The 20,854-nt window shown below is 64.6% G+C and carries 23 protein-coding genes and 1 pseudogene; 16 read left to right on the forward strand and 8 right to left on the reverse strand.

The features are described from left to right. Positions 1-144: 144 nt before the first annotated feature. On the reverse strand, positions 145-780 hold the full coding sequence (locus EHH60_RS10005; protein WP_124159296.1) for a pyridoxamine 5'-phosphate oxidase family protein: 636 nt from the start codon (positions 778-780) through the stop codon (positions 145-147). Positions 781-900: 120 nt separating this feature from the next. Here EHH60_RS10005 and EHH60_RS10010 point away from each other — a divergent pair, with 120 nt between their 5' ends. Beyond that, complete coding sequence (locus tag EHH60_RS10010; protein WP_124159297.1) at positions 901-1,785, forward strand: LysR family transcriptional regulator; 885 nt, start codon at positions 901-903, stop codon at positions 1,783-1,785. A 150-nt stretch (positions 1,786-1,935) separates the two neighbouring features. On the opposite strand, the gene EHH60_RS10015 is transcribed toward EHH60_RS10010, so the two are convergent. Together EHH60_RS10015 and pobA are read right to left on the reverse strand one after the other, a co-directional pair. Next, complete coding sequence (locus EHH60_RS10015; RefSeq protein WP_124159298.1) at positions 1,936-2,355, reverse strand: PaaI family thioesterase; 420 nt, start codon at positions 2,353-2,355, stop codon at positions 1,936-1,938. A gap of 256 nt (positions 2,356-2,611) precedes the next feature. Continuing rightward, the gene (gene pobA / locus EHH60_RS10020; protein ID WP_124159299.1) at positions 2,612-3,781 is read right to left on the reverse strand and encodes a 4-hydroxybenzoate 3-monooxygenase; all 1,170 of its coding nucleotides are present in this window, start codon (positions 3,779-3,781) and stop codon (positions 2,612-2,614) included. 263 nt (positions 3,782-4,044) lie between these two features. On the opposite strand from pobA, the gene EHH60_RS10025 reads away from it, so the two are divergent. The 9 genes from EHH60_RS10025 to EHH60_RS10070 all read left to right on the forward strand — a co-directional run bounded on the left by EHH60_RS10025 (position 4,045) and on the right by EHH60_RS10070 (position 12,967). Next, complete coding sequence (locus tag EHH60_RS10025) at positions 4,045-5,061, forward strand: TRAP transporter substrate-binding protein (RefSeq protein ID WP_124159478.1); 1,017 nt, start codon at positions 4,045-4,047, stop codon at positions 5,059-5,061. Positions 5,062-5,253: 192 nt separating this feature from the next. Continuing rightward, positions 5,254-5,763 carry a TRAP transporter small permease gene (locus EHH60_RS10030; protein ID WP_124159300.1) on the forward strand — a complete coding sequence of 170 codons (510 nt, stop codon included), beginning with the start codon at positions 5,254-5,256 and terminating at the stop codon, positions 5,761-5,763. Positions 5,764-5,765: 2 nt separating this feature from the next. After that, the gene (locus EHH60_RS10035; RefSeq protein WP_124159301.1) at positions 5,766-7,085 is read left to right on the forward strand and encodes a TRAP transporter large permease; all 1,320 of its coding nucleotides are present in this window, start codon (positions 5,766-5,768) and stop codon (positions 7,083-7,085) included. 12 nt (positions 7,086-7,097) lie between these two features. Next, positions 7,098-7,559, forward strand: a complete 462-nt coding sequence (locus EHH60_RS10040; RefSeq protein WP_124159302.1) for a DUF3237 domain-containing protein — start codon at positions 7,098-7,100, stop codon at positions 7,557-7,559. 257 nt (positions 7,560-7,816) lie between these two features. Beyond that, entirely contained in the window at positions 7,817-8,626 is an 810-nt protein-coding gene (locus tag EHH60_RS10050; protein ID WP_124159304.1) for a crotonase/enoyl-CoA hydratase family protein, read from the forward strand. A 10-nt stretch (positions 8,627-8,636) separates the two neighbouring features. Then, entirely contained in the window at positions 8,637-10,520 is a 1,884-nt protein-coding gene (locus EHH60_RS10055) for a feruloyl-CoA synthase (RefSeq protein WP_124159305.1), read from the forward strand. Positions 10,521-10,545: 25 nt separating this feature from the next. Beyond that, positions 10,546-11,307: an SDR family NAD(P)-dependent oxidoreductase gene (locus EHH60_RS10060; protein WP_124159306.1), complete on the forward strand. Its 762-nt coding sequence runs from the start codon at positions 10,546-10,548 to the stop codon at positions 11,305-11,307. Positions 11,308-11,317: 10 nt separating this feature from the next. Further along, a complete protein-coding gene (locus EHH60_RS10065) occupies positions 11,318-11,737 on the forward strand; it encodes an acyl-CoA thioesterase (RefSeq protein WP_124159307.1) in 420 nt (139 codons plus the stop codon). Positions 11,738-11,815: 78 nt separating this feature from the next. Beyond that, on the forward strand, positions 11,816-12,967 hold the full coding sequence (locus EHH60_RS10070) for an ABC transporter substrate-binding protein (protein ID WP_124159308.1): 1,152 nt from the start codon (positions 11,816-11,818) through the stop codon (positions 12,965-12,967). A gap of 263 nt (positions 12,968-13,230) precedes the next feature. On the opposite strand, the gene EHH60_RS10080 is transcribed toward EHH60_RS10070, so the two are convergent. Next, positions 13,231-13,959: a glutathione S-transferase family protein gene (locus EHH60_RS10080; RefSeq protein WP_124159309.1), complete on the reverse strand. Its 729-nt coding sequence runs from the start codon at positions 13,957-13,959 to the stop codon at positions 13,231-13,233. A gap of 38 nt (positions 13,960-13,997) precedes the next feature. After that, positions 13,998-14,273 (reverse strand): hypothetical protein, encoded by a 276-nt coding sequence (locus EHH60_RS10085; RefSeq protein WP_124159310.1) that lies wholly within the window; start codon positions 14,271-14,273, stop codon positions 13,998-14,000. Between the two features lie 127 nt (positions 14,274-14,400). Between EHH60_RS10085 and EHH60_RS10090 the strand changes: the two genes are divergently transcribed. Continuing rightward, positions 14,401-15,099 carry a helix-turn-helix transcriptional regulator gene (locus EHH60_RS10090; protein WP_124159311.1) on the forward strand — a complete coding sequence of 233 codons (699 nt, stop codon included), beginning with the start codon at positions 14,401-14,403 and terminating at the stop codon, positions 15,097-15,099. A 2-nt stretch (positions 15,100-15,101) separates the two neighbouring features. After that, entirely contained in the window at positions 15,102-15,425 is a 324-nt protein-coding gene (locus EHH60_RS10095; RefSeq protein ID WP_199751404.1) for a YkgJ family cysteine cluster protein, read from the forward strand. Here EHH60_RS10095 and EHH60_RS10100 read toward each other — a convergent pair. Then, entirely contained in the window at positions 15,422-15,820 is a 399-nt protein-coding gene (locus EHH60_RS10100) for a hypothetical protein (protein ID WP_124159313.1), read from the reverse strand. The two genes, EHH60_RS10095 and EHH60_RS10100, sit on opposite strands and share 4 nt — an antisense overlap. A 264-nt stretch (positions 15,821-16,084) precedes the next feature. Beyond that, positions 16,085-16,432 carry a DUF3307 domain-containing protein gene (locus EHH60_RS10110; protein ID WP_199751405.1) on the reverse strand — a complete coding sequence of 116 codons (348 nt, stop codon included), beginning with the start codon at positions 16,430-16,432 and terminating at the stop codon, positions 16,085-16,087. 423 nt (positions 16,433-16,855) lie between these two features. Between EHH60_RS10110 and EHH60_RS10115 the strand changes: the two are divergent. The 3 genes and pseudogenes from EHH60_RS10115 to EHH60_RS10125 form a co-directional block, all read left to right on the forward strand. Further along, positions 16,856-17,602: pseudogene (locus tag EHH60_RS10115) on the forward strand (TAXI family TRAP transporter solute-binding subunit); the annotation flags it as partial. A gap of 239 nt (positions 17,603-17,841) precedes the next feature. Further along, on the forward strand, positions 17,842-18,060 hold the full coding sequence (locus EHH60_RS10120; protein ID WP_124159315.1) for a hypothetical protein: 219 nt from the start codon (positions 17,842-17,844) through the stop codon (positions 18,058-18,060). A gap of 121 nt (positions 18,061-18,181) precedes the next feature. Continuing rightward, a complete protein-coding gene (locus tag EHH60_RS10125) occupies positions 18,182-18,967 on the forward strand; it encodes an enoyl-CoA hydratase/isomerase family protein (RefSeq protein ID WP_124159316.1) in 786 nt (261 codons plus the stop codon). A gap of 88 nt (positions 18,968-19,055) precedes the next feature. Here EHH60_RS10125 and EHH60_RS10130 read toward each other — a convergent pair whose 3' ends face one another. Then, positions 19,056-19,700: a glutathione S-transferase family protein gene (locus EHH60_RS10130; protein WP_124159317.1), complete on the reverse strand. Its 645-nt coding sequence runs from the start codon at positions 19,698-19,700 to the stop codon at positions 19,056-19,058. A gap of 86 nt (positions 19,701-19,786) precedes the next feature. Between EHH60_RS10130 and EHH60_RS10135 the strand changes: the two genes are divergently transcribed. Next, the gene (locus EHH60_RS10135) at positions 19,787-20,806 is read left to right on the forward strand and encodes a helix-turn-helix transcriptional regulator (RefSeq protein WP_124159318.1); all 1,020 of its coding nucleotides are present in this window, start codon (positions 19,787-19,789) and stop codon (positions 20,804-20,806) included. Positions 20,807-20,854 lie beyond the last annotated feature (48 nt).

Consider the following 20,854-nt stretch of genomic DNA (forward strand, 5'->3'; position numbering starts at 1 on the left):
ATATCGAGCGAAGCGAGGCATGAGACGGGGTGGGGTGACGGTCTCTCCTCGTAGAACACTGCCCGCGTGGAGAAATCGACCCACCCCGCTCGCGCTTCGCGCGATCGACCCTCCTCCTCCAGGGGAAGGTAAGAAAGCAGCAGGTTAGGGAACTACTCCCCCCACCTTCTCGCCCTTCAGCGCCGCGACTTCCGCTTCCAGTTCCGCGATCCGCTGGTCCCTCGCCGCCAGCGCCGCCGCGACATCGCCGGCGTCGAACTTCTGCGGGATGTGCTGCGGGCAGTTGGTGTCCCAGGCTGCGATCTTGAACAGGATCACCTGTTCGGGCCGCGCGCGGTAGCCTTTCGGCATCAATGACGTGGTCAGTGCCTCGTCGTCCTCAACTATGCGCGCCTCGCCCCAGATCTTCACCCTGCGGCGATGGGCGTAATCCATCACGAAGATATAGGCCTTGGGGTTCTCCGAGAGATTGCCTTGCGTGATGAACTGCTGATTGCCGGCATAGTCGGTGAAGGCAAGCGTCTGCTTGTCGAGCACCTTGAGAAAACCCTTCGGGCCGCCGCGGTGCTGAATGTAGGGCTGGCCGTCGGCCGCGGCGGTAGCGAAATAGAAGCTGTTGGCCTCAGTCAGGAAGGCCGCGAGGTTGTCGTCGACCTCGGTGCGCCAGCCGCGCTGCTCGCTGCGCGCATAGGCCTCACGCGAGCCCTTGCGCGCCTGGATCGCCTTCACCGCGGGCGAGAAGGCGACGTCGCTGGCATAGGTGTGAACTGCTGTCGTCATCGGAACATCTCCTGAAATTCCGGCGCATCGCTGCGTCTTCCTTCGCAAGATGGACCCTTACGCCAACCAAAACAATCGACCCGCTTGACACTTCATCGTTGCGATATATGCAATAATACCATGGACCGCCTCGAAGCCATGCACGTCTTCGTCACCGTCGCCGATCTGCGCGGCTTTGCGCCGGCGGCGCGCAAGCTGCAGCTGTCGCCCTCGGCAGTGACGCGAACGATCGCGGCGCTGGAGGAGCATCTCGGCGCGCGGCTGTTGCAGCGGACGACCCGGCAGGTGAGGTTGACCGACGTCGGCACCCGGTATCTGGAGCGCGTCAGGCGCATCCTCGCCGACGTCGATGAAGCCGATGGCTCGGCACGGGAGGAGCGCAACCGCCCGAGCGGGCGTCTGGTGGTGTCGGCCCCGGTCGGCTTCGGCCGGCTGCATGTCGGGCCGGTCATGACCGCCTATCTCACCCGTTATCCAGAAGTCGCCTGCGAACTGCGGTTGTCGGACCATCTCGTCAACCTCGTGGAGGACGCCGTCGACGCCGCGGTGCGGATCGGCCATCTCGCCGATTCCTCGCTGGTCGCGCGCCAGGTCGGCGAGATGCGGCGGATCGTGGTGGCCACGCCCGGCTATCTCAAGCGCCACGGCGAGCCGAAGACGCCTGAGGCCTTGCTCGAGCACCAGACCATCCAGTTCGGCCCCTGGTCCGAATGGCGCTTCCGGCGCGATGGCCGCGACATCGAGGTGACGCCGACCCCGCGCTTCACCAGCAACAGCGCCGACGCGGCGCTGCAATATGCCGAGGCCGGCGGCGGCGTGACGCGCGTGCTGGCCTATCAGGCCGCCGAAGGGCTGAAGCGCGGACGGCTGAAGATCGTGCTGGCGAAATATGAGCAGCCGGCACTGCCGATCCACATCGTCTATCCGACCTCGCGCCTGCTCTCGGCGAAGGTGCGCGCGTTCATCGATCTCGTGGTGGAAACGGCGAAGTGGAGGTTTGGGTGAAATTCGTGTCCCGGACAAGCTGCAACTCCCTGGACGTTGCAGCGCAGAGCCGGGACCCAGGAGCAGCAGGTTGGACTGCGGATGGATGGGCCCCGGCTCTGCAACGCACCGCGGAAGTGGCGCTGCGCCGCCTCCGGGGCACGAGACCGATCACCCCTTCTTCGGCACCACCCTGAACGTCCCGCTCGCCCGCGCGATTACGGCGTCGTCGGCCTTCACCAGGCATTGCGCGAAACAGATCGTGCTCCCGGTCTTGATCGCCTCGCCCTCGACCGCGAGCCATTGGCCGATCTCGGCCGCGCCGACATAGTCGACCGACAGCGAAATCGTGACGAGGGACGTCGTCCAGCCGGTCGCCTGGGCGCAGCTGTATCCCATGGCGGCATCGGCCAGTGCCGCGATCAGGCCGCCATGGATCAGCCCGCGCGCATTGGTGTGCGGCGTCGCCAGCCGCAATCCCACGGTGACGTTCTTGTCGGACTTCTTCGAATAAAGCGGCTCCCAGGGATCGGTGAGCGGAGATTTGCGGAAATGCGGCTCGAAGCCGGCGGGGACGTCAGGCATGGTCATGGCGGTCTCGCGTTGCTGTGTGGCCGGCATTGAACGCGATAGACGTGGCAGATGCATCAATTACAAAGTTTCAAACGGAATTTGCGCGGGCGTTTGAAACGGATGCGCCTCGTCATTGCGAGGAGCTCTTGCGACGAAGTAATCCAGGCTGTCTGCGCGAAGGGATTCCTGGATTGCTTCGCGGAGCCTCTCATCGGGCCGCGCTTCGCGCGGACCCGTTGGCTCGCAATGACGACGCGGACAAAGCGATGCCGTCCTAAAATGGCAGCCCGACATAATTCTCCGACAGCGATGTCATCGCCGCCTGGGACTGCGTGACGTAGTCGAGCTCGGCGAGCTGGATACGGGCGCCGATGGTGCCGGTGTCAGGGAATTTGTGCAGCATCGAGGTCATCCACCAGGAGAACCGCACGGCTTTCCAGACGCGCGCCAGCGCCTTGCTGGAATAAGCGTCAATGCCGGCGCTGGATCGCTCGTCGTAGAATTCGCGCAGCGCGCTCGACAGATAATGCGCATCGCTGGCGGCGAGGTTCAGGCCCTTGGCGCCGGTCGGCGGCACAATGTGAGCGGCGTCGCCGCACAGGAACATTTTGCCGAAACGCATCGGCTCGGCGACGAAGCTGCGCAGCGGCGCGATGCTCTTTTCGATCGACGGGCCCGTGACGAGGCTGTCGGCCGCTTCCTGGTCGAGCCGGCGCTTCAACTCGTCCCAGAAGCGGTCGTCCGGCCATTGGTCGACATGATCGTCGAGCGCACATTGCACATAGTAACGGCTGCGCTTGGTCGATCGCATCGTGCACAGCGCAAAGCCGCGGGCGTGGTTGGAATAGATCAGCTCATGGCTGACAGGCGGGGTGTCGGACAAAATGCCGAGCCAGCCGAATGGATAGACCCGCTCGAACTCCTCGATCGCCGAAGATGGGGCGCTCGCGCGGCTGACGCCGTGGAAACCGTCGCAGCCGGCGATGAAATCGCAATCAATCGCGTGGGTGACGCCATCTTTCACATAGGTCACGCGCGGGTGACTGCCGTCGAAATCATGCGGCTGCACGTCCCTGGCCTCGTAGACGGAGATGAGACCAGCGGCCTTCCTCGCATTCATCAGGTCGAGCGTGACCTCGGTCTGGCCGTAGATCATCACCGTCTTGCCGGTCGCGCCCTTCATGTCGATGCGGTGACGGCGGCCGGAGAAGGCGAGCTCGATACCTTCATGCACCAGACCTTCGGCATGTGCGCGCGCGCCAGCGCCGACCTGATCGAGCAGTGAGACGGTTCCTTCCTCCAGGAGACCCGCGCGGATGCGGCCGAGCACGTAATCCGGGCTCTGCCGCTCCAGGATGACGTTGTCGATGCCGTATGTGTGCAGCAGTTGCCCGAGCAACAATCCGGCCGGCCCGGCCCCGATGATTGCGACTTTTGTCCGCAATACTTGCTCCTTCCGATCCTGTAGGCTTTCGTCGCGGGTCGCTTGTCGCCTCGCTCCGTGCAGGATAATTATATCATATAACGGTTGGGAAGAAGGGAGGGCGTTCGCCGCAGCGCGACAAATCCATGCAACATGGATGATGTAGACGGCGTGGCAAGGTGCGCGCCAGTTTCCGGCTTGAACGCGCCGGCCAATTAGATAACATGTTAATTAACGAGACCGGGCCATCGAAGCCCGCCGTCGAAAACAGGGAGAGACGCGTGATGAGGAAAGCCTGTCTGGCGTTGCTGCTGGCAGCAAGCGTGAGCCCAGCGTTCGCGCAGGAGAAGACCTTCGATCTGAAGATCTCGCACTGGGTGCCGGCCTCGCATCCGCTGCAGAAATCGCTGGAGGACTGGGCCGCCGCGGTCGAGAAGGATTCCGGCGGCACCGTCAAGGGCAAGGTGTTTCCGGCCCAGCAGCTCGGCAAGGCGTTCGACCATTACGACATGGCGCGCGACGGCATCGCCGATGTCACCTACGTCAATCCCGGCTATCAGCCCGGCCGCTTCCCCATCATCGGCGCAGGCGAACTGCCCTTTCTGATCTCGGACGCCAAGGGCGGCTCGATGGGGCTCGACGCCTGGTATCGCAAATATGCCGAGAAAGAGATGAAGGACGTCAAATACTGTCTCGCCTTCGTCCACTCGCCCTCCTCGTTTCACTCCCGCACCAAGAAGATCGTCCACCCTGAGGACGTGAAGGGCCTGAAGATCCGCCCCGCTCATGCCACCATGGCGAATTTCGTTACCTCGCTCGGCGGCACCAATGTGCAGTCCTCAGCACCCGAAGTGCGCGACATCATCGAGCGCGGCGTCGCCGACGGCGTCACCTTCCCCTGGGGCTCCCTGGTGCTGTTCGGCATCGACAAGGTGACCAAGTACGACATGGAGGCGCCGCTCTACACCACGACCTTCGTGTTCGTGATCAACAAGGACAAGTACAATACGATGTCCGACAAGCAGAAGGCCGCGATCGACAAGAATTGCACGGTCGAGATGGCGGGCGCGGTCGGAGAGCACTGGGGCAAGTTCGAGGATGCCGGCATCGCCAAGGTGAAGGCGGAGTCCGGTCACGAGGTCTACAAGCTGACGGCCGAGCAGACCGCCGCCTGGAAGAAGGCCGCCGAGCCGCTGGTCAAGACCTGGAGCGATAATGCCAAGAAGGCCGGCGCCGATCCCGATGCGGCGCTCGCGGACCTGAAGGCATCGCTGAAGAAGTACAACGCGCTGGCGGAGTGACGCCGCGGCGCAGTCGCTGCACCTCTCCCGCTTGCGGGAGAGGTCGGCGCGTCGCGCCGGGTGAGGGTTCTCTCCTCTAGGGGATTGTCGCGTTATGGAAACACCCTCTCCCTAACCCTCCCCCGCAAGCGGGGGAGGGAGCGCAGCTTCATCGTGGACACACCTCGCACTCGTCGGAAGGACTCTTTCCCCATGAAGCGCTCCTGGATGGACCGCATCATCGACTCGATCGAATGGATCGCGGCCGGCTTCGTCGGCATCGTCGCGCTCGACATCTTCCTGTCGGTGCTGCTGCGCAACACGCTGAACTATTCGATCCCCGACAGTTTCGACATCGGCCGCATGCTGCTCGGCATCCTCATTTTCTGGGGCATCGCGGCGACGTCCTATCGCGGCACCCACATCACGGTGGACCTGGTCTGGGGCAATGTCGGTCCGCGCTATCAGCGCTGGATCGACGTGTTCGCGACGCTAGTGCTGCTGTTCGTCGTCACAGTGCAGACCTGGACGCTGTTCGACAAGGTGCGCGGCACCTACAACGACAACGTCCAGACTTTCGACCTCCACATGCCGACCTGGCCGTTCTTCGCGGTCGCCTGGATCGGCGACGTCTGCGCCGTGCTGCTGATCGCGATTCGCACCTACCGGCTGATCTTCCATCCCGAAGAGATGCACGACCCCAAGATCAAGGCGACGGAGTAGTCATGAGCACCGATGCCGTCGCCGTTATCGGCTTCGTTTCCCTCTTTGTCCTGATGCTGCTGCGCGTGCCGGTCGGCATGGCCATGGGCCTCGTCGGCGTCTCCGGCTTTTCCTATCTCATCGGCGCGACGCCGGCGCTGAAGCTGGTCGGCCAGACCTCGATGCGAACGGTCACCGATTACACGTTCGGCGTCATTCCGATGTTCCTGCTGATGGGCTCCTTCGTCAGCAATTCCGGCATGAGCCGCGAGCTGTTCCGGGCCGCCAACGGCTTTGTCGGCCACTTGCGCGGCGGGCTTGGCATTGCCACCGTCGGCGCCTGCGGCGGCTTCGCCGCGATCTGCGGCTCGTCGGTGGCGACCGCCGCGACCTTCTCCGCGGTCGCCTACCCCGAGATGCGCCGGTTCGGCTATCCGCAATCCTTCGCCACCGGCGTGATCGCGGCGGGCGGCACGCTGGGCGCGATGCTGCCGCCCTCCACCGTGCTTGCGGTCTACGGCATCATCACCGAGCAGGACATCGGCAAGCTCTTCATCGCCGGCATCATCCCGGGCCTGCTCGCGATGACCATGTACATGATCACGATCTTCCTGATCGGCTATTTCCGCCCCGACTTCCTGCCCAAGGGCAAGGTGACACCCTGGCGCGAACGTTTTGCCGGATTGAAGGAGATCTGGGCGCCGGTGCTGCTGTTCGTCTTCGTGATCGGCGGTCTCTACGGCCTGCCCTTCCTGCCGCGCTTCACGCCGACCGAGGCCGGTGGCGTCGGCGCCACCGGCGCCTTCATCATCGGCGTGCTGACGGGCCGCCTCGACCGCGAGAAGGTGCTGGCCTCGCTGCTCCAGGCCACGCGCACCGCGGCCGCGGTGTTCACCGTGCTGATCGGCGCGCTGATCTTCGGCTATTTCCTCACGGTGACGCAGACGCCGCAGAAGGTGACGGAATTCCTCACCGGCCTCGGCCTCGGGCCCTACGGCGTATTGGCGCTGATCATGGTGATGTATCTCGTGCTCGGCTGCCTGATGGACGCCATGGCGATGATCATCCTGACCGTTCCGATCATCTTTCCGGTGATCATGCATCTCGGCTTCGACCCGATCTGGTTCGGCATCATCATCGTCATGACCGTCGAGCTCGGCCTGATCCATCCGCCGGTCGGCATGAACGTCTTCGTCATCAAAAGCGTGGTGAAGGACGTGTCGTTCTCCACGATCTTCACGGGCGTGATCCCGTTCGTGGCGACCGACCTCGTGCGCCTCGTGATCCTGATCGCCTTCCCGCTGCTGGCGACCTGGCTGCCGACGCGGATGATGGCGCATTGAAGAGGTGAAGCGATGACCACGCCGACATTAGAAACCAAATACGTCTTCACCATCACCGCGCGGATCGGCGACGTCGTCACCGCCGGCGAGACCGGGATCGGCGTCCGCCGCATCATTCCGATCATCGGCGGCGAGGTGACGGGCGCGGTCAAAGGCCGTGTGTTGCCGTTCGGCGCTGACTTCCAGACCATCCGTCCCAACGAGCTGATCGATCTCGAGGCGAAATACGCCTTCGAGACCGGCGACGGCGCGATCGTCTATGTCGAGAACAAGGGCATGCGCTTCGGCCCGGTCGAGCTCCTGCAACAGCTCAAGCGCGGCGAGCCGGTCGATCCCAAGCTGATCTACTTCCGCACCGTGCCGCGGTTCGAGACCGGGCACGACAAGTATCGCTGGCTGATGGAGCACATCTTCGTCGGCTCGGCCGCGCGCCATGCGGACCGCGTCGTGATCGACGTGCACCAGGTCATGTGAGGAAGCTGCCACCTCGTCATTGCGAGCGCAGCGAAGCAATCCAGAGTCCCTCCAGGGAAAGATTCTGGATTGCTTCGCTGCGCTCGCAATGACGGAGAATGTGGCAACAGTTGCGCATTCCAACCTCCTCCCGGGCCGCCGCCTCGCCGGGCGGACGCCGGGCAGCTCAATGCCGGCCGAGGGCGACTATCCGGCGCCGCCCTCCTTGACTCGCCCGGAATTCGTTATACAACATAACTATTCTGACAAGGACGCAAATGACACAGGGAAACGCCGAGACCGCTAGCGCGGGCGCCTCCGGGCTTTTGAAGATCGAGCGGGCGGACCGGGTTCTGACCGTGGGTCTGAACCGGCCGGCCAAGCGCAATGCGCTCAATGACGGCATTATCCTGGAAATCGGCGAGTGTTTTGCGTCCCTGCCCGAGGACATCGGCGCGGTGGTGATCCACGGCATCGGCGATCATTTCTCCTCAGGCCTCGACCTCTCCGAGCTGACCGAGCACGACGCGACCGGCGGCCTGCTCCATTCCCAGATGTGGCACCGGGTGTTCGACCGCATCCAGTACAGCCGCGTGCCCGTGATCGCGGCGCTGCGGGGGGCGGTGATTGGCGGCGGGCTGGAGCTGGCCTGCGCGGCGCATATCCGCGTCGCCGAGCCCTCGACCTATTTCGCGCTGCCGGAGGGGCAGCGCGGCATCTTCGTCGGCGGCGGCGGCTCGGTGCGGCTGCCGCGGCTGATCGGTGTCGCCAGAATGATGGACATGATGCTGACCGGACGCGTCTATAGCGCGACCGAGGGCGCATCCTACGGCTTCGCGCAATATCTGACGGAGGCCGGCAACGGCCTCGGCAAGGCGCTGGAGCTCGCGACCAAGATCGCCTCCAACGCGCCGCTGACCAATTTTGCCGTGTTGCAGGCGCTGCCGATGATCGCGGAGGCCAATCCGCAGACGGGCCTCTTGATGGAATCGCTGATGGCGACCGTCGCGCAGAGCGACAAGGAGGCCAAGCGCCGGATCCGCGAGTTCCTCGAACACAAGACCGCGAAGGTGAAGCCCAAGTCATGAGCGTAAAGTCATGAGCGCGCAGCCGTCCTCTTCCGGCACGGAGCGCGGCGCGAACACTTTCCCGCTGCGGCCGATCTCGTTCGGCGATCCCGCCGTCAACATCGAGCGCCGCGATGACGGCGCGATTTACCTCAGGCCGAAGCAGCCGCTCGGCGACTATCCCGTCCGCATCACCGACCGCCTGCATCATTGGGCGACGACGACGCCGGAGCGCGTCTTCATGGCCGAGCGCGAAGGCGGGCGCGGCTGGCGCAAGATCACCTATGCTGAGCTGCTCATTGCGAGCCGGCACATTGCATCAGGCCTGATTGCGCGCGGCCTGTCCGCAGAGCGCCCGGTCGTGATCCTCTCCGGCAACTCGATCGACCACGCCTTGCTCGCCTTCGGCGCGTTCTATGCCGGCATTCCGTTCTGCCCGGTGTCGCCGGCCTATTCGCTGGTGTCGAAGGATTACGGCAAGCTATCTTACCTGATGAAGCTGCTGACGCCCGGCCTCGTCTTCGCCGAGGACGGCGACAAGTTCGCCGACGCACTCACCGCCAATGTCTCGCTCGGCACCGAGATCGCCGCGTCCTATGGCCATGTGCCGGGCCGCGACGTCACCCTGCTCGCCGACCTCATGGCAACGCCGCTCCGCAGCGATCTCGACGACGTCCACGGCCGGATCGGCCCCGACACCATCGCAAAATTCCTGCTGACCTCGGGCTCGACCGGCAACCCCAAGGCCGTCATCAACACCCAGCGCATGATCTGCGCCAACCAGGTCATGCTGCGCGAGACGCTCGCCTTCCTGAAGGACGAGCCGCCCGTCATCATCGACTGGCTGCCCTGGAACCACACCTTCGGCGGCAACCACAATATCGGCCTGACGCTCTACAATGGCGGCTCGATGTATCTGGACGCCGGCAAGCCGATGCCCGGCGGCATCGAGGAGACGGTGCGCAATCTCCAGGAGATTTCGCCCACGGTCTATTTCAACGTGCCCAAGGGCTACGAGTCGCTGCTGCCGTATTTGCGCGACGATCAGGGTCTGCGCGCAAAGTTCTTCGACCGGCTGCACGCGATGTTCTTCTCGGGCGCGGCGCTGTCGCCCTTCGTCTGGGACAGCCTCGATGAGCTCGCGGTGAAGGAAAAAGGCTACCGCGTGCCGATGCTGACGGGCCTCGGCGCGACCGAGACTGCGCCGTTCTTCATGTCGGTCAATCCACGCACCAGCCGCTCCGGCCATGTCGGCCTGCCGGTCTCGGGCAATGACGCCAAGCTGGTGCCGAACAACGGCAAGCTGGAGGTGCGCTGCAAGGGGCCGAACGTGATGCCCGGCTACTGGCGCCAGCCCGACATCACGGCAAAATCGTTCGACGAGGAAGGCTTCTACAAGCTCGGCGATGCGCTCAAGCCAGCCGATCCCGACGATCTCAACGCCGGCTTCGACTTCGACGGCCGCGTCAGCGAGGATTTCAAGCTGGCGAGCGGCACCTGGGTCAGCGTCGGTCCGTTGCGGGCGCGCTTCGTCGCGGCCTGCGCGCCGCTGGTGCGCGACGTCGTCATCGCCGGCATCAACCGCGACGAGATCTCCGCGCTGGTCGTGCTCGATCTCGACGGTTGCCGGCTGATCAACCCGACGCTGCCGACCGACGATCTCGTCGTCGCCACGCGCGACCGGCTGGTACGCGAGGCGTTTCGCGAGCGCCTGACCCGTTTCCTCAGTCAAGCCACGGGCTCCTCGACACGGATCACGCGCGCGATCCTGATGGACACGCCGCTGTCGATCGACAAGGGCGAGGTCACCGACAAGGGCTCGATCAATCAGCGCGCGGTGCTGGAGCATCGCGGCGAACTGATCGAGGAGCTCTACGCTGCCAATCCGTCGAACCGTGTGATATCGGTCGCTTGAGAAATCATCGCCAAAGGAGAACGCCATGTTGTTGAAGGATCAGGCAGCCATCGTGACCGGCGGTGCATCGGGGCTTGGCGCTGCCACTGCGCGAAAACTGGCGGCGCAGGGCGCCAAGGTCGCCGTGTTCGACCTCAATGCCAAGCTTGCGGAAACGGTCGCGGCGGAGATCAAGGGCGTCGCCGTGACCTGCGACGTCTCCGATGCCGCCTCCGCTGAAGCTGCGATCGCCCAGGCGGCGAAGGCCCACGGCCCGGCCCGCGTGCTGGTCAACTGCGCCGGCATCGGCGTTGCCAAGCGCGTCGTCGGCCGCGACGGCCCGATGGCGCTCGCCGATTTCGACAAGGTGATCAAGGTCAACCTGATCGGCACCTTCAACATGCTGCGCCTTGCCGCGACCGAGATGTCCAAGCTCGAGCCGCAGGCGACCGGCGAACGCGGCGTCATCATCAACACCGCCTCCGTCGCGGCCTATGATGGCCAGATCGGCCAGTCGGCCTATTCCGCCTCCAAGGGCGGAATCGTCGGCATGACGCTGCCGATCGCGCGCGAGCTCGCGCAGTTCGGCGTACGCGTGCTGACCATCGCGCCCGGCCTGTTCCTGACGCCGCTGCTCGCCAACCTGCCGCAGGAAGCGCAGGACTCGCTCGCCGCAGCGATCCCCTTCCCGCGCCGGCTCGGCAATGCCGACGAGTTTGCCGCGCTCGCGCTGCACATGGTCGAGAACGCCTATCTGAACGGCGAAGTGGTGCGCCTCGACGGCTCGCTGCGCATGGCGCCGAAGTAAGGCGGCATCCATGTTCGTGAACCGGCGCGAGGTCCAGATCCAGTGGGGCGATTGCGACCCTGCCAACATCGTCTATTACCCGCGCTATTTCGCGATGTTCGACGATTCGATCTCAACCCTGTTCGAGGTCGCCGGCTTCTCCAAGCAGGATCTGGTCCGCAAATACGGCCTGGTGGGCATTCCCATGGTCGACACGCGGGCCAAGTTCTACATCCCCTCGACCTATGGCGACTGGATCACCATCGAAACCAAGATCGAGAGCATCAAGCGCTCGAGCTTCGAGGTGAAGCACAACGTCTACAAGGGCGAGGCGCTGGCGATCGAAGGGTTCGAGACCCGCGTTCTCGTCGGCCGCGATCCCGTTAACCCAGACAAATTGAAATCGGCACCATTCCCGGCGGAAATGGTAGCCAAATTCACGGGAAGCTAAATCGCCGCATCACCAAAAGAGGGGGCTGAATTACCCCCCGATTTCTGCTTTCAAAGAAACTCGTCAAGGGAGGAATAGATGAAACGTTTTTATTTGACCGCCGCCATCACTGCGGCCGCGCTGGTGCTGCCGGCATTGCCCGCGCTGGCCCAGACCAGCGAAATCACCATCGGCATCACCACCACCACGACCGGCCCGGGCGCCGCGCTCGGCATTCCCGAGCGCAATGCGCTGGAATTCGTGCCGAAGGAAATCGGCGGCGTGCCGCTGAAGGTGATCGTGCTCGACGACGGCGGCGATCCCACCACCGCGACCACCAACGCCCGCCGCTTCGTGACCGAGTCCAAGGCCGACATCATCATGGGCTCGGCCCTGACACCGCCGACCATCGCGGTCTCCAACGTCGCCAATGAGGCCGGCATCCCGCATTTCGGCCTCGCGCCGTTCCCGATCACGCCCGAGCGCATGAAGTGGTCGGTCGCGATGCCGCAGCCGATTCCGATCGTGGGCAAGGTGCTGTACGATCACATGAAGTCCAAGGGCGTGAAGACGCTCGGTTATATCGGCTATTCCGATTCCTACGGCGACCTCTGGTTCAACGACCTCAAGGCCCAGGCCGTACCGATGGGCATGACCATCGTCGACGAGGAGCGCTTTGCCCGTCCGGACACCTCGGTGACCGGACAGGTGCTGAAGCTGGTTGCCGCCAATCCCGACGCGATCCTGGTCGGCGCGTCCGGCACCGCAGCCGCGCTGCCGCAGACGGAGCTGCGCGAACGCGGCTACAAGGGCCTGATCTACCAGACCCACGGTGCTGCCAGCATGGACTTCATCCGCATCGCCGGCAAAGCGGCCGAGGGCGTGCTGATGGCCTCGGGCCCTGTGATGGACCCCGAGGACCAGCCGGACACCGCGCTGACCAAGAAGCCGGGCCTCGCGCTCAACTCGGCCTATGAGGCCAAGTACGGCCCGAACAGCCGGAGCCAGTTCGCCGGCCATTCCTACGATGCCTTCGAGATCCTGAAGCGGATCATTCCGACGGCGCTGAAGACCGCGAAACCCGGCACGCCTGAATTCCGCGAAGCCATCCGCCAGGCGCTGCTGACGGAAAAGGAGCTCGCGGCAAGCCAGGGCGTCTACAACTTCACCGAAAAGGACCGCTACGGCCTCGACGAGCGCTCGCGCATCCTGCTCACGGTGAAGGACGGCAAGTACACGCTGGTGAAGTAGGCGCAGCGAAAGTTCTGAGACGACGAGAGCCGGCCTGATGGGCCGGCTCTTTTGTTTGTTTAATGGAGTGAGCTGCGGCTTCGGCGCCGGTGCGCCCCCTCTCCCGCTTGCGGGAGAGGGTTGGGGAGAGGGTGCCTCCGCGCTGGGACCGTCCGAGGCCTGGAGATAGTCCCCCAGAGGAGAGAGCCCCCACCCGGCGCTACGCGCCGACCTCCCTCGCAAGCGGGAGAGGTTGCATTGAACCCGCGGACGTGCCGGTGGCCTCAAGCCGCCTGCCGTAGCGGGGTCCAGGCGAACTCCGGATAGTAGTCATCCATCATGCGGTCGACATAGGCGGTGAGGTTTGGAAAGCCCTCGGCGCGCTCGCGCAAAGCCGATTCGAAGAACGGCGAGAGAACACCGGCGAGCATGCCGAAAGCGGTGGCATCGACGCCGCAGGGCTTGTTGCCCATCAGGTACGCCTTGTCGCCGAGTTGCACCGACAGCGCGAACAGCGAGCGCACCGCGAGATCAACGTCGTCATCCGGCGCATGGCGGCCGAGGCCGGAGAGCAGATAGTTCTCGGCGACGCGGAATTGCGCATCCTCGCGCAGCTTCTCGCGGTTGTGCTCAGGCGCGCCGTCGAAGAAATGCGCAGGCCCCTTGGCGAAATTGACCGGATCGACCCAGCGTGCGCCGACCAACGCCCAATAGACGTGATGCTCGACCATCCGCTCGAATGCCCAGGCCTGCGCGCGTTCCTGCAACGAGAGCCCAGCATCGAAATCGAAGCCGTAGCGGCGCTCGATATGGGCGCGGATGAAGGTGGAATCGGCCACCGCCTCGCCGCCGTCGTCGATGAAGGGCAGCTGCCCCTTGGGGGAAGCGGGCGGCATCGCCCGCTCCTTCCGGTAAGGCAGCCCCGCCATCTTGAGCTGCACTTCCGTCTTGGTGACGAAGGGGCTGATTTCCGGCAGGCCGAAGCCGGCGCCAAAACCGTAAAGCGTGATCATGCGAGCTCTCCTGAACCTGTCGAACGATTTGACGGAACCTAGCGACCGGCTGCTGCCACCATGGTGGCAGCAGCCGTGATATCTTCTGCGAAGCGGGCCCCTCGCCAGGCCCGGCCCATCACGTGCCGGACCAGCGCATCCGCGGCATGGAGCAGCGAACGCGTCACGGCGGTCGCGAGCGCAAGGCGGAGGTCGACGACCGTGACATCGAGCGAAACGAGGCGGCGGAATGCCCAGGCCTGCCATGCCTGGACCTGGAAAGGCTGGCTCCGCCACAACGGGCCGGCCGGGCCGAAATGGGTTGGAATGATCATGGACAAATCCTCTTCAGTCGATGTGTTGTCCCGGTATAGAACTCCCCTGCTGCCAACATCCTGTCAGCAGCCGCGCGCCGCCTTCTGAAAAAGACCACCGAGAAAAAAGCAGCGACAAGGGACTGTCATGAGACGCGCCGACCGGCTGTTTCAAATCATCCAGGTACTGAGGCGCACGCGTAAGCCGCTGACGGCGGACGCGATCGCGGCCGAGCTCGAGACGTCGAAGCGTACGATCTATCGCGACATCGCGACGCTGATCGGCCAGCGCGTGCCGATCCGCGGCGAAGCCGGCATGGGCTACATCCTGGAAAAGGGTTTCGACCTGCCGCCCTTGATGCTGACGCCCGACGAGATCGAGGCGGCGGTGCTGGGCGCGCAATGGGTCGCAGGCCACGCCGATTCCGCGCTGGCGCGCGCGGCCGAAGACTTGATGGCGAAGATCGCCGACACCGTGCCCGAGCGCCTGCGGCCCTTCGTGCTGGAGCCCGCGAGCCGGGCGCGGCCGAGCTGGAACAGGGAGCCGGACCGCCTGGACATGGCGCGCACCCGCACCCAGATCCACGAAGGCAAGAAGATCGTGCTGCGCTACCGTGACGAGCAGGGCCGCCCCAGCGAGCGCGTGATCTGGCCGATTTCGGTCGGCTATCTCGAAGCCGTGCGGCTGCTGGCGGCCTGGTGCGAGTTGCGCAGCGACTTCCGCAGCTTCCGCACCGACCGCGTGGTCGCGGCGACTTATCTCGACGAGAGATATCCGGAGCGGCGCGACGTGCTGCGCGCAAGATGGCGGCAGAGCCTGGTGTGGGGTCCGCCAAAGGACACGTGATGATGGAAGAGAGTTCCCGGATCGACCTGTCGAGCTGTTGCCAGGGTTGCGGCGCCTGCTGCGGCTATTCGCAGAACTGGCCGCGTTTCTCGATCGAGAGCGACGAGGAGCTTGCCGCGATTCCCGAAGGGCTGGTCAATGCGCGCCAGTCCGGCATGCGCTGCGAGGGTGATCGCTGCTCGGCCTTGCAGGGAGAGATCGGAAAGATGACGGCCTGCGGCATCTACGACGTGCGGCCGGAGGTGTGCCGCACCTGCATGCCGGGCGACGCCGAATGCGCGATGGCACGGCGGAAATTCGGGTTGCCGGTTATTGACGCCGCTTAGGCGGGAACGGCTTCGCTGATCTCGTCGTCGAGCTCGTCATCGAGTGGTGCGAGCACCGAGAGCGGCTTGGTCGACAGCGTGATCGGCTTGCGTCCGCCCGACAGCGACGGCGACGATTTGGCCGAGCTCTCACGCGACAGCGCATAGAGCGTCGAGCCGACGCGGCCGCCGTTCTCGATCAGGTCGCGTTCGCTGCAGCTTGCCGCGATCGCGATCGCCAGCGAGTGCAAATGGCTGCGGCGGTAGCAGAACAGCGCCAGCCTGGCGCGAACGTCAGGGGAAACACTCTCAACCAGCCTCGGCAGGCCACTCTCGTTGGCGCGATACATCTCGCCAAGGAGCTCGTCGCGGACCGGGCAGAAATCGCTTTCAAAGGTGTCGCGGCTTGAAAACATTGCAGTTCTCCCTCGTGTCAGGAAGATGCAGCGCAATTCTCTAACGAAAGGTTAACCACGCTGCCCGGTAGTTGCCCGATGTGGTTGCGCCCCGGCCGCGAATCGGAGGCGGAAGGGTGTTGCAGATTGCCGTCATTCCGGGGCGGTCCAAAGGACCGAACTACGGAGCGCAATTGCGCTCCTGAGAATCTCGAGATTCTCAGGTGCGCAACTGCGCACCATAGTTCTCGCTTCGCGAGCCCCGGAATGACAGATGCGCAGCAGTCAGTTCGCCGCCATGAAGATGGAGAGGCCGAAGCCGGTGAGATGGTGCAGCGCCTGGTCGATGCCGATCAGCGTCCAGAACCAGGGATGCGCAAGGTCGACGCCGAAATTGGCGGAGACGAACCCCTTGGCGCGGTCGATCGTGATGTGGATCGCGAAATCGATCAGCGCCACGAACCAGAATCTCGGCGCCACGATCAGGATCAGCGGCAGCGCAACGGCAAGGTGGATCAGGCAGTGCACCAGAAGCGGCAGGGCCCAGCCATGCTTCTGGTCCTTCCCGTGCGCCATCCAGGCGGTCTGGAGAACGAAATCCGCGATGATGTGCTTGAAGGTGAGCAGCAACATCCAGCCAATGAGCGCTTCAACCGGAATCGCCGATGACATGGGTGGAAACGACAAGCTGACGCCCTCATTGACGTGACGAGAAGAATTGGAGCGTTCAGCGCAACTTCTTCTTGGACCGGTCAAATCGCCGGGACGCGCGATTTATGACATTTCCCGCGGCGGAATGCAGCCGGGGGAACCGGAAAATCGCCAACTGTGGCTAACTGGTGATAGGATGACCAATCGCCGGGGACGCGTCGCGCAAGGTTATCTCCGGCTCGAAATTTGCATTCTGTTACCTTCGCGCTATCATCGCCAACAGAGAATATTTTTCTTTTTCAGACGTTTACGAATTGCAGGGCGCCCGCCGCGAGCCGCCCGCCCTCCGAGTCTAAGGCCAGGTGCTGCCATGATTACTGAAGGCTCCACCTCATTGCCGACCGCAACGCGATCGACGAGGTCAAGGCGCTGGCGCGCAAATTTCCCGGCATTTCCAACGAGACGGTGACGGCGGGCACGCTGTCGGCTTCGCCGCAAATTCCCGACGACGACCTCGACACGACAGGGCTCGAATGCCTGCTGGTCGCGCAATCCAGGATGGCGACGTCCACGGCGGGCGAACTGGCCCGCACCATCTACGAGAACAAATCCGCGCTCGGGCTCGACAACGGCTTTGCCACCAGGATCGAGCCGGCCTCCATCGAGAAGGACGCCTTCGTGATGGCGCACCAGGGGGCGGCCGATTACATCAACGACGACACCAAATCGTTCATGGATAGGTACATCGACCTGATGTACCTGGGCGCCGTCGCGCTCAGCGTCATCGGCTCGATCTTCGCGGCGATCTACGCTCACCCGCATCGCGCCGGAGAAAGCGAGCTCTCGACCGCTATCCTCGAAATCGGCGAGCGGATCGAGCACGCCCACTCGCTGGATCAGCTCGAATGTCTCCAGGACGAGCTGGAGACCATCTTGCGCGGTGCCATTATCGGCCTCAGAGACGGCACGATCAGAACCGATGGGCTCGACACCTTCAAGCTCGGCTACGAATTCGTCCGCGACGAGATCGGCATGCCCCGCGACTATTTGAAACGTCATGCCGGCGAAGCCGAGAAAGCTGTGCGCGATGCGGGCCCGGCCCAGCTGGAGGACAGCAATCTCGTGGTGGCGAAGACCGCCCAGAGCGCCTGATCCGCCGGTTGGGGCCGCCGACGCTCTCGTGTCCCGAACAAGATGCAGTGCCGAAGAGATTGCGGCACTGAGCCGGGACCTGGGAAGCCACCACACCATGCGCGGCTGGTTAGGCATGGGCCGGCTCTGCGCTGCGTCGGGGCACGACCCTGATGACGTTCCGCCCGATCGCTGGCCGGCCGCCTGGAACCTCGCCCATCCGCAACCGTTGGCTTCCGGCTGCAACCGGAGAACGCGGCATGCGTGCACTCCTCATCATCCTCCTTCTGGCCATGCTGGCGGCGGTCGGCTACTTCGCCTATTCCGCAATGGCGATCGAAGGTGAGCCGATCCCGACGGAGGGCTATGTGGCGCTGGCGCTGGGCGCGGGGTTTTCCGTCATCGTCGGCGTCGGGCTGATGGTGCTGCTGTTCTTCAGCAGCCGCCGCGGCTACGACGAGCCGCCACATTTCAAGTAGCACTCCGCCAGACGACGGCACGGTCGAGCAGGCCCGGCGCAGCGGCACCGACTGAGCGGCCTGCACCGTGTTGACGGCCTTCGCCTGGGCGGGCACTTTGGCGCCGACAATGGAGACAAGAATGTCGGACACCGCCGACGCAGCTACCGGCCCCCTGCTCGAAATCACCGGCGCACGCGCCACCATCCGCCTCAATCGACCGAAACACCTCAACCGGCTCCAAGCGGAGGATCTCGGCGAGCTGACGAGACTGTTCGACCGGATCGAGGGCGATCCCGATATTCGCGTGCTGGTGCTGACCGGCACCGGGCGCGCCTTTTCAGCAGGCTACGATCTCAATTCGGTGGCGGAGCGCGCAGTCAGCGCGAGCGAGCAGCAGAGCGCGGGCTCGGCCTTCGAGGTGGTCGTCAACCGGCTGGAGGATTTGGGCGTACCGACCATCTGCCGGCTCAACGGCGGCGTCTATGGCGGCTCGACCGACCTCGCGCTCGCCTGCGATTTCCGGATCGGCGTCGATACCGCGGAAATGTTCATGCCGGCGGCGCGGCTTGGACTGCATTATTACCCCGGCGGCATCAAACGCTACGTGACGCGTCTTGGCGTGGACAATGCCAAGAAGCTGTTCCTGACCGCGCAGAAGATCAGCGCACCGGAGATGCTGCGCATCGGCTATCTCACCGCGATGGTGCCGGTGGAACTCCTCGACGAGGAAGTCGACAGGCTCGCTGGCGTCCTCGCTGGCAACGCCCCACAGGCAATGCGCGGCATGAAGCGCGCCATCAACGAGTTCGCTCGCGGCGAGTTCGATGAACCCGCCGCCGACCAGCGCCACCGCGACAGCATGCGTGGCGACGAGATCAAGGAAGGCATCCAGGCATTTGCCGAGAAGCGGGCACCGCGGTTTTAAGGGAGGTCAGCGAAGACGCGCCTCATACTCCGCTCTCGTCCCGGACAAGCGCGCCTCAAGCGCGCGCCGATCCGGGACCCATAGCCACCTACCCTCCAGCCGCAGCCGCATGCTGCGCCGCCATCTCTGCGTCGGCTGCCGTGATGCGCTGGAACGCCGGCCGCGCCGTCATGCGTTCGGCATAGCGGACGAACACATCCTTCTTCGGCACGATGCCAAACATCATGGTCCAGCTGAACGCGACGCCCCACAACACGTCGGCGGCCGTCATGCGCTCGCCGAGCAGATACGGGCCCTTCGACAGCTGCGCCTCGAGCGCACCCAGCATGGTGTCGTAATCGGCATAGGGCGATTGCGTGATCGGCGCCGGCTCGCGTTGCATGAACTTGTCGATCAGGGCCGGCTCGAACGAAGACCCGTAATACGCGATCCAGCGCAGATAAGGGCCGCGCAGCGGATCGTTCAGCGCGGGCGTGAGGCCGGCCTGCGGAAACAGGTCGGCGAGATAGATGGTGATGGCGACCTGCTCCGTCACCAGTGCCTCGCCGTGACGGATCGCCGGCACCTTGCCGAGCGGGTTGATGGCGAGATAGGCGGGCTTGCGCTGCTCGCCGGCCTTCATGTTGAGGACATGGAGATCGTAAGGAGCCCCCAGCTCCTCCAGCAGCACCCGCGTGCCGGTGGCGCGGCTTTGCGGCGAGTAATACAGCGTGATGCGGTTTGGATCGGTCATGGCGGTCTCCATCGGGCCTTTTTGCGATGGCGCAGCTTGTAGCGGGCCATACCTGACATCTCCTGTCAGGTATGGTTCAAGGGATCATGCGCGCGAGCCGGATGCTGTCGATCCTCACCACGCTCCAGGCCCGGGGGCGGGTCACCGCGCCTGCGCTCGCGGAGGCCTGCGAAGTCTCGGTGCGCACGATCTATCGCGACATCGACGCGCTGGCGGCGTCCGGCGTTCCCGTTTACGCGGACCGCGGCGCGGAGGGCGGCTATCGCCTGCTCGACGGCTATCGCGTGCGGCTGAACGGCCTGTCGCAGAGCGAGGCGGGCGCGTTGTTCCTGGCGGGATTGCCCGGCCCGGCGGCGGCGCTCGGGCTCGATGCCGCGATGATCGCCGCGCAGAACAAGCTGATGGCTGCGCTGCCCGAGAATCTGCGCGAAGACGCCGGGCGGATGCAGGAACGTTTTCACCTGGACGCGCCGGGCTGGTTCGGCGAGGCGGAAGACCCAAAGCACCTGCGCGCCATCGCCGGCGCCGTGCTGCGCGGAACGCTGATCAGGATCCGGTATCAGAGCTGGCGCGCGGAGAAGCAACGCCGCGTCGCTCCGCTCGGCCTCGTGCTGAAGGGCGGCAGCTGGTATCTCGCCGGCCAGGTCGACGGCAGCGTGCGCACCTATCGCGTCGCGCGCGTACTCGACTGCACGGCGCTCGACGACCGCTTCGATCGTCCCGCCGGCTTCGATCTCGCTGCGTATTGGCAGGCCGCGACGCTGCGCCTCGAGGCCGAGATGCATCCCAATGTCGCGGTCGTGCGGCTCTCGCCGTTCGGCGTCAAACTGCTCGACGCGCTGAGCCAGCCCTACGTCAAGGCACGCACGCAGCTTGAAGAGACCACGGATGCCGATGGCTGGCGCATTGCGCGGGTCCCGGTCGGCAAGACGTCCTGGCACGCCGCGGCGGAATTGCTGCGGCTCGGCCCCGAGGCCGAGGTGCTGGAGCCCGCCGATCTCCGCGAGAAGATGGCGGAGATGACGCAGGCGATGGCTGCGCGCTATCGCGCGGTGCGAAAAGCCCGACGGCAGCACACTTTGTCGCAGCCCACGAAACAGTCCTGAAACACGATTCTCCGCATCCCGTGTGAACGCGATCGCATCTCATCTCGA

It is taken from the genome of Bradyrhizobium sp. RP6 (assembly GCF_003837805.1).
Classification (GTDB): Bacteria; Pseudomonadota; Alphaproteobacteria; order Rhizobiales; family Xanthobacteraceae; genus Bradyrhizobium.

Bases quoted from the DNA above. Each gene is read 5' to 3' on its own strand.
- EHH60_RS10005 (WP_124159296.1), bottom strand. From the start codon at position 780: ATGACGACAGCAGTTCACACCTATGCCAGCGACGTCGCCTTCTCGCCC.
- EHH60_RS10030 (WP_124159300.1), top strand. From the start codon at position 5,254: ATGAAGCGCTCCTGGATGGACCGCATCATCGACTCGATCGAATGGATC.
- EHH60_RS10010 (WP_124159297.1), top strand. From the start codon at position 901: ATGGACCGCCTCGAAGCCATGCACGTCTTCGTCACCGTCGCCGATCTG.
- EHH60_RS10130 (WP_124159317.1), bottom strand. From the start codon at position 19,700: ATGACCGATCCAAACCGCATCACGCTGTATTACTCGCCGCAAAGCCGC.
- EHH60_RS10110 (WP_199751405.1), bottom strand. From the start codon at position 16,432: ATGTTGCTGCTCACCTTCAAGCACATCATCGCGGATTTCGTTCTCCAG.
- EHH60_RS10060 (WP_124159306.1), top strand. From the start codon at position 10,546: ATGTTGTTGAAGGATCAGGCAGCCATCGTGACCGGCGGTGCATCGGGG.
- EHH60_RS10025 (WP_124159478.1), top strand. From the start codon at position 4,045: ATGAGGAAAGCCTGTCTGGCGTTGCTGCTGGCAGCAAGCGTGAGCCCA.
- EHH60_RS10035 (WP_124159301.1), top strand. From the start codon at position 5,766: ATGAGCACCGATGCCGTCGCCGTTATCGGCTTCGTTTCCCTCTTTGTC.
- EHH60_RS10070 (WP_124159308.1), top strand. From the start codon at position 11,816: ATGAAACGTTTTTATTTGACCGCCGCCATCACTGCGGCCGCGCTGGTG.
- EHH60_RS10120 (WP_124159315.1), top strand. From the start codon at position 17,842: ATGCGTGCACTCCTCATCATCCTCCTTCTGGCCATGCTGGCGGCGGTC.
- EHH60_RS10040 (WP_124159302.1), top strand. From the start codon at position 7,098: ATGACCACGCCGACATTAGAAACCAAATACGTCTTCACCATCACCGCG.
- EHH60_RS10125 (WP_124159316.1), top strand. From the start codon at position 18,182: ATGTCGGACACCGCCGACGCAGCTACCGGCCCCCTGCTCGAAATCACC.
- EHH60_RS10090 (WP_124159311.1), top strand. From the start codon at position 14,401: ATGAGACGCGCCGACCGGCTGTTTCAAATCATCCAGGTACTGAGGCGC.
- EHH60_RS10135 (WP_124159318.1), top strand. From the start codon at position 19,787: ATGCGCGCGAGCCGGATGCTGTCGATCCTCACCACGCTCCAGGCCCGG.
- EHH60_RS10085 (WP_124159310.1), bottom strand. From the start codon at position 14,273: ATGATCATTCCAACCCATTTCGGCCCGGCCGGCCCGTTGTGGCGGAGC.
- EHH60_RS10100 (WP_124159313.1), bottom strand. From the start codon at position 15,820: ATGTTTTCAAGCCGCGACACCTTTGAAAGCGATTTCTGCCCGGTCCGC.
- EHH60_RS10095 (WP_199751404.1), top strand. From the start codon at position 15,102: ATGGAAGAGAGTTCCCGGATCGACCTGTCGAGCTGTTGCCAGGGTTGC.
- EHH60_RS10065 (WP_124159307.1), top strand. From the start codon at position 11,318: ATGTTCGTGAACCGGCGCGAGGTCCAGATCCAGTGGGGCGATTGCGAC.
- EHH60_RS10015 (WP_124159298.1), bottom strand. From the start codon at position 2,355: ATGACCATGCCTGACGTCCCCGCCGGCTTCGAGCCGCATTTCCGCAAA.
- EHH60_RS10055 (WP_124159305.1), top strand. From the start codon at position 8,637: ATGAGCGCGCAGCCGTCCTCTTCCGGCACGGAGCGCGGCGCGAACACT.
- EHH60_RS10080 (WP_124159309.1), bottom strand. From the start codon at position 13,959: ATGATCACGCTTTACGGTTTTGGCGCCGGCTTCGGCCTGCCGGAAATC.
- EHH60_RS10050 (WP_124159304.1), top strand. From the start codon at position 7,817: ATGACACAGGGAAACGCCGAGACCGCTAGCGCGGGCGCCTCCGGGCTT.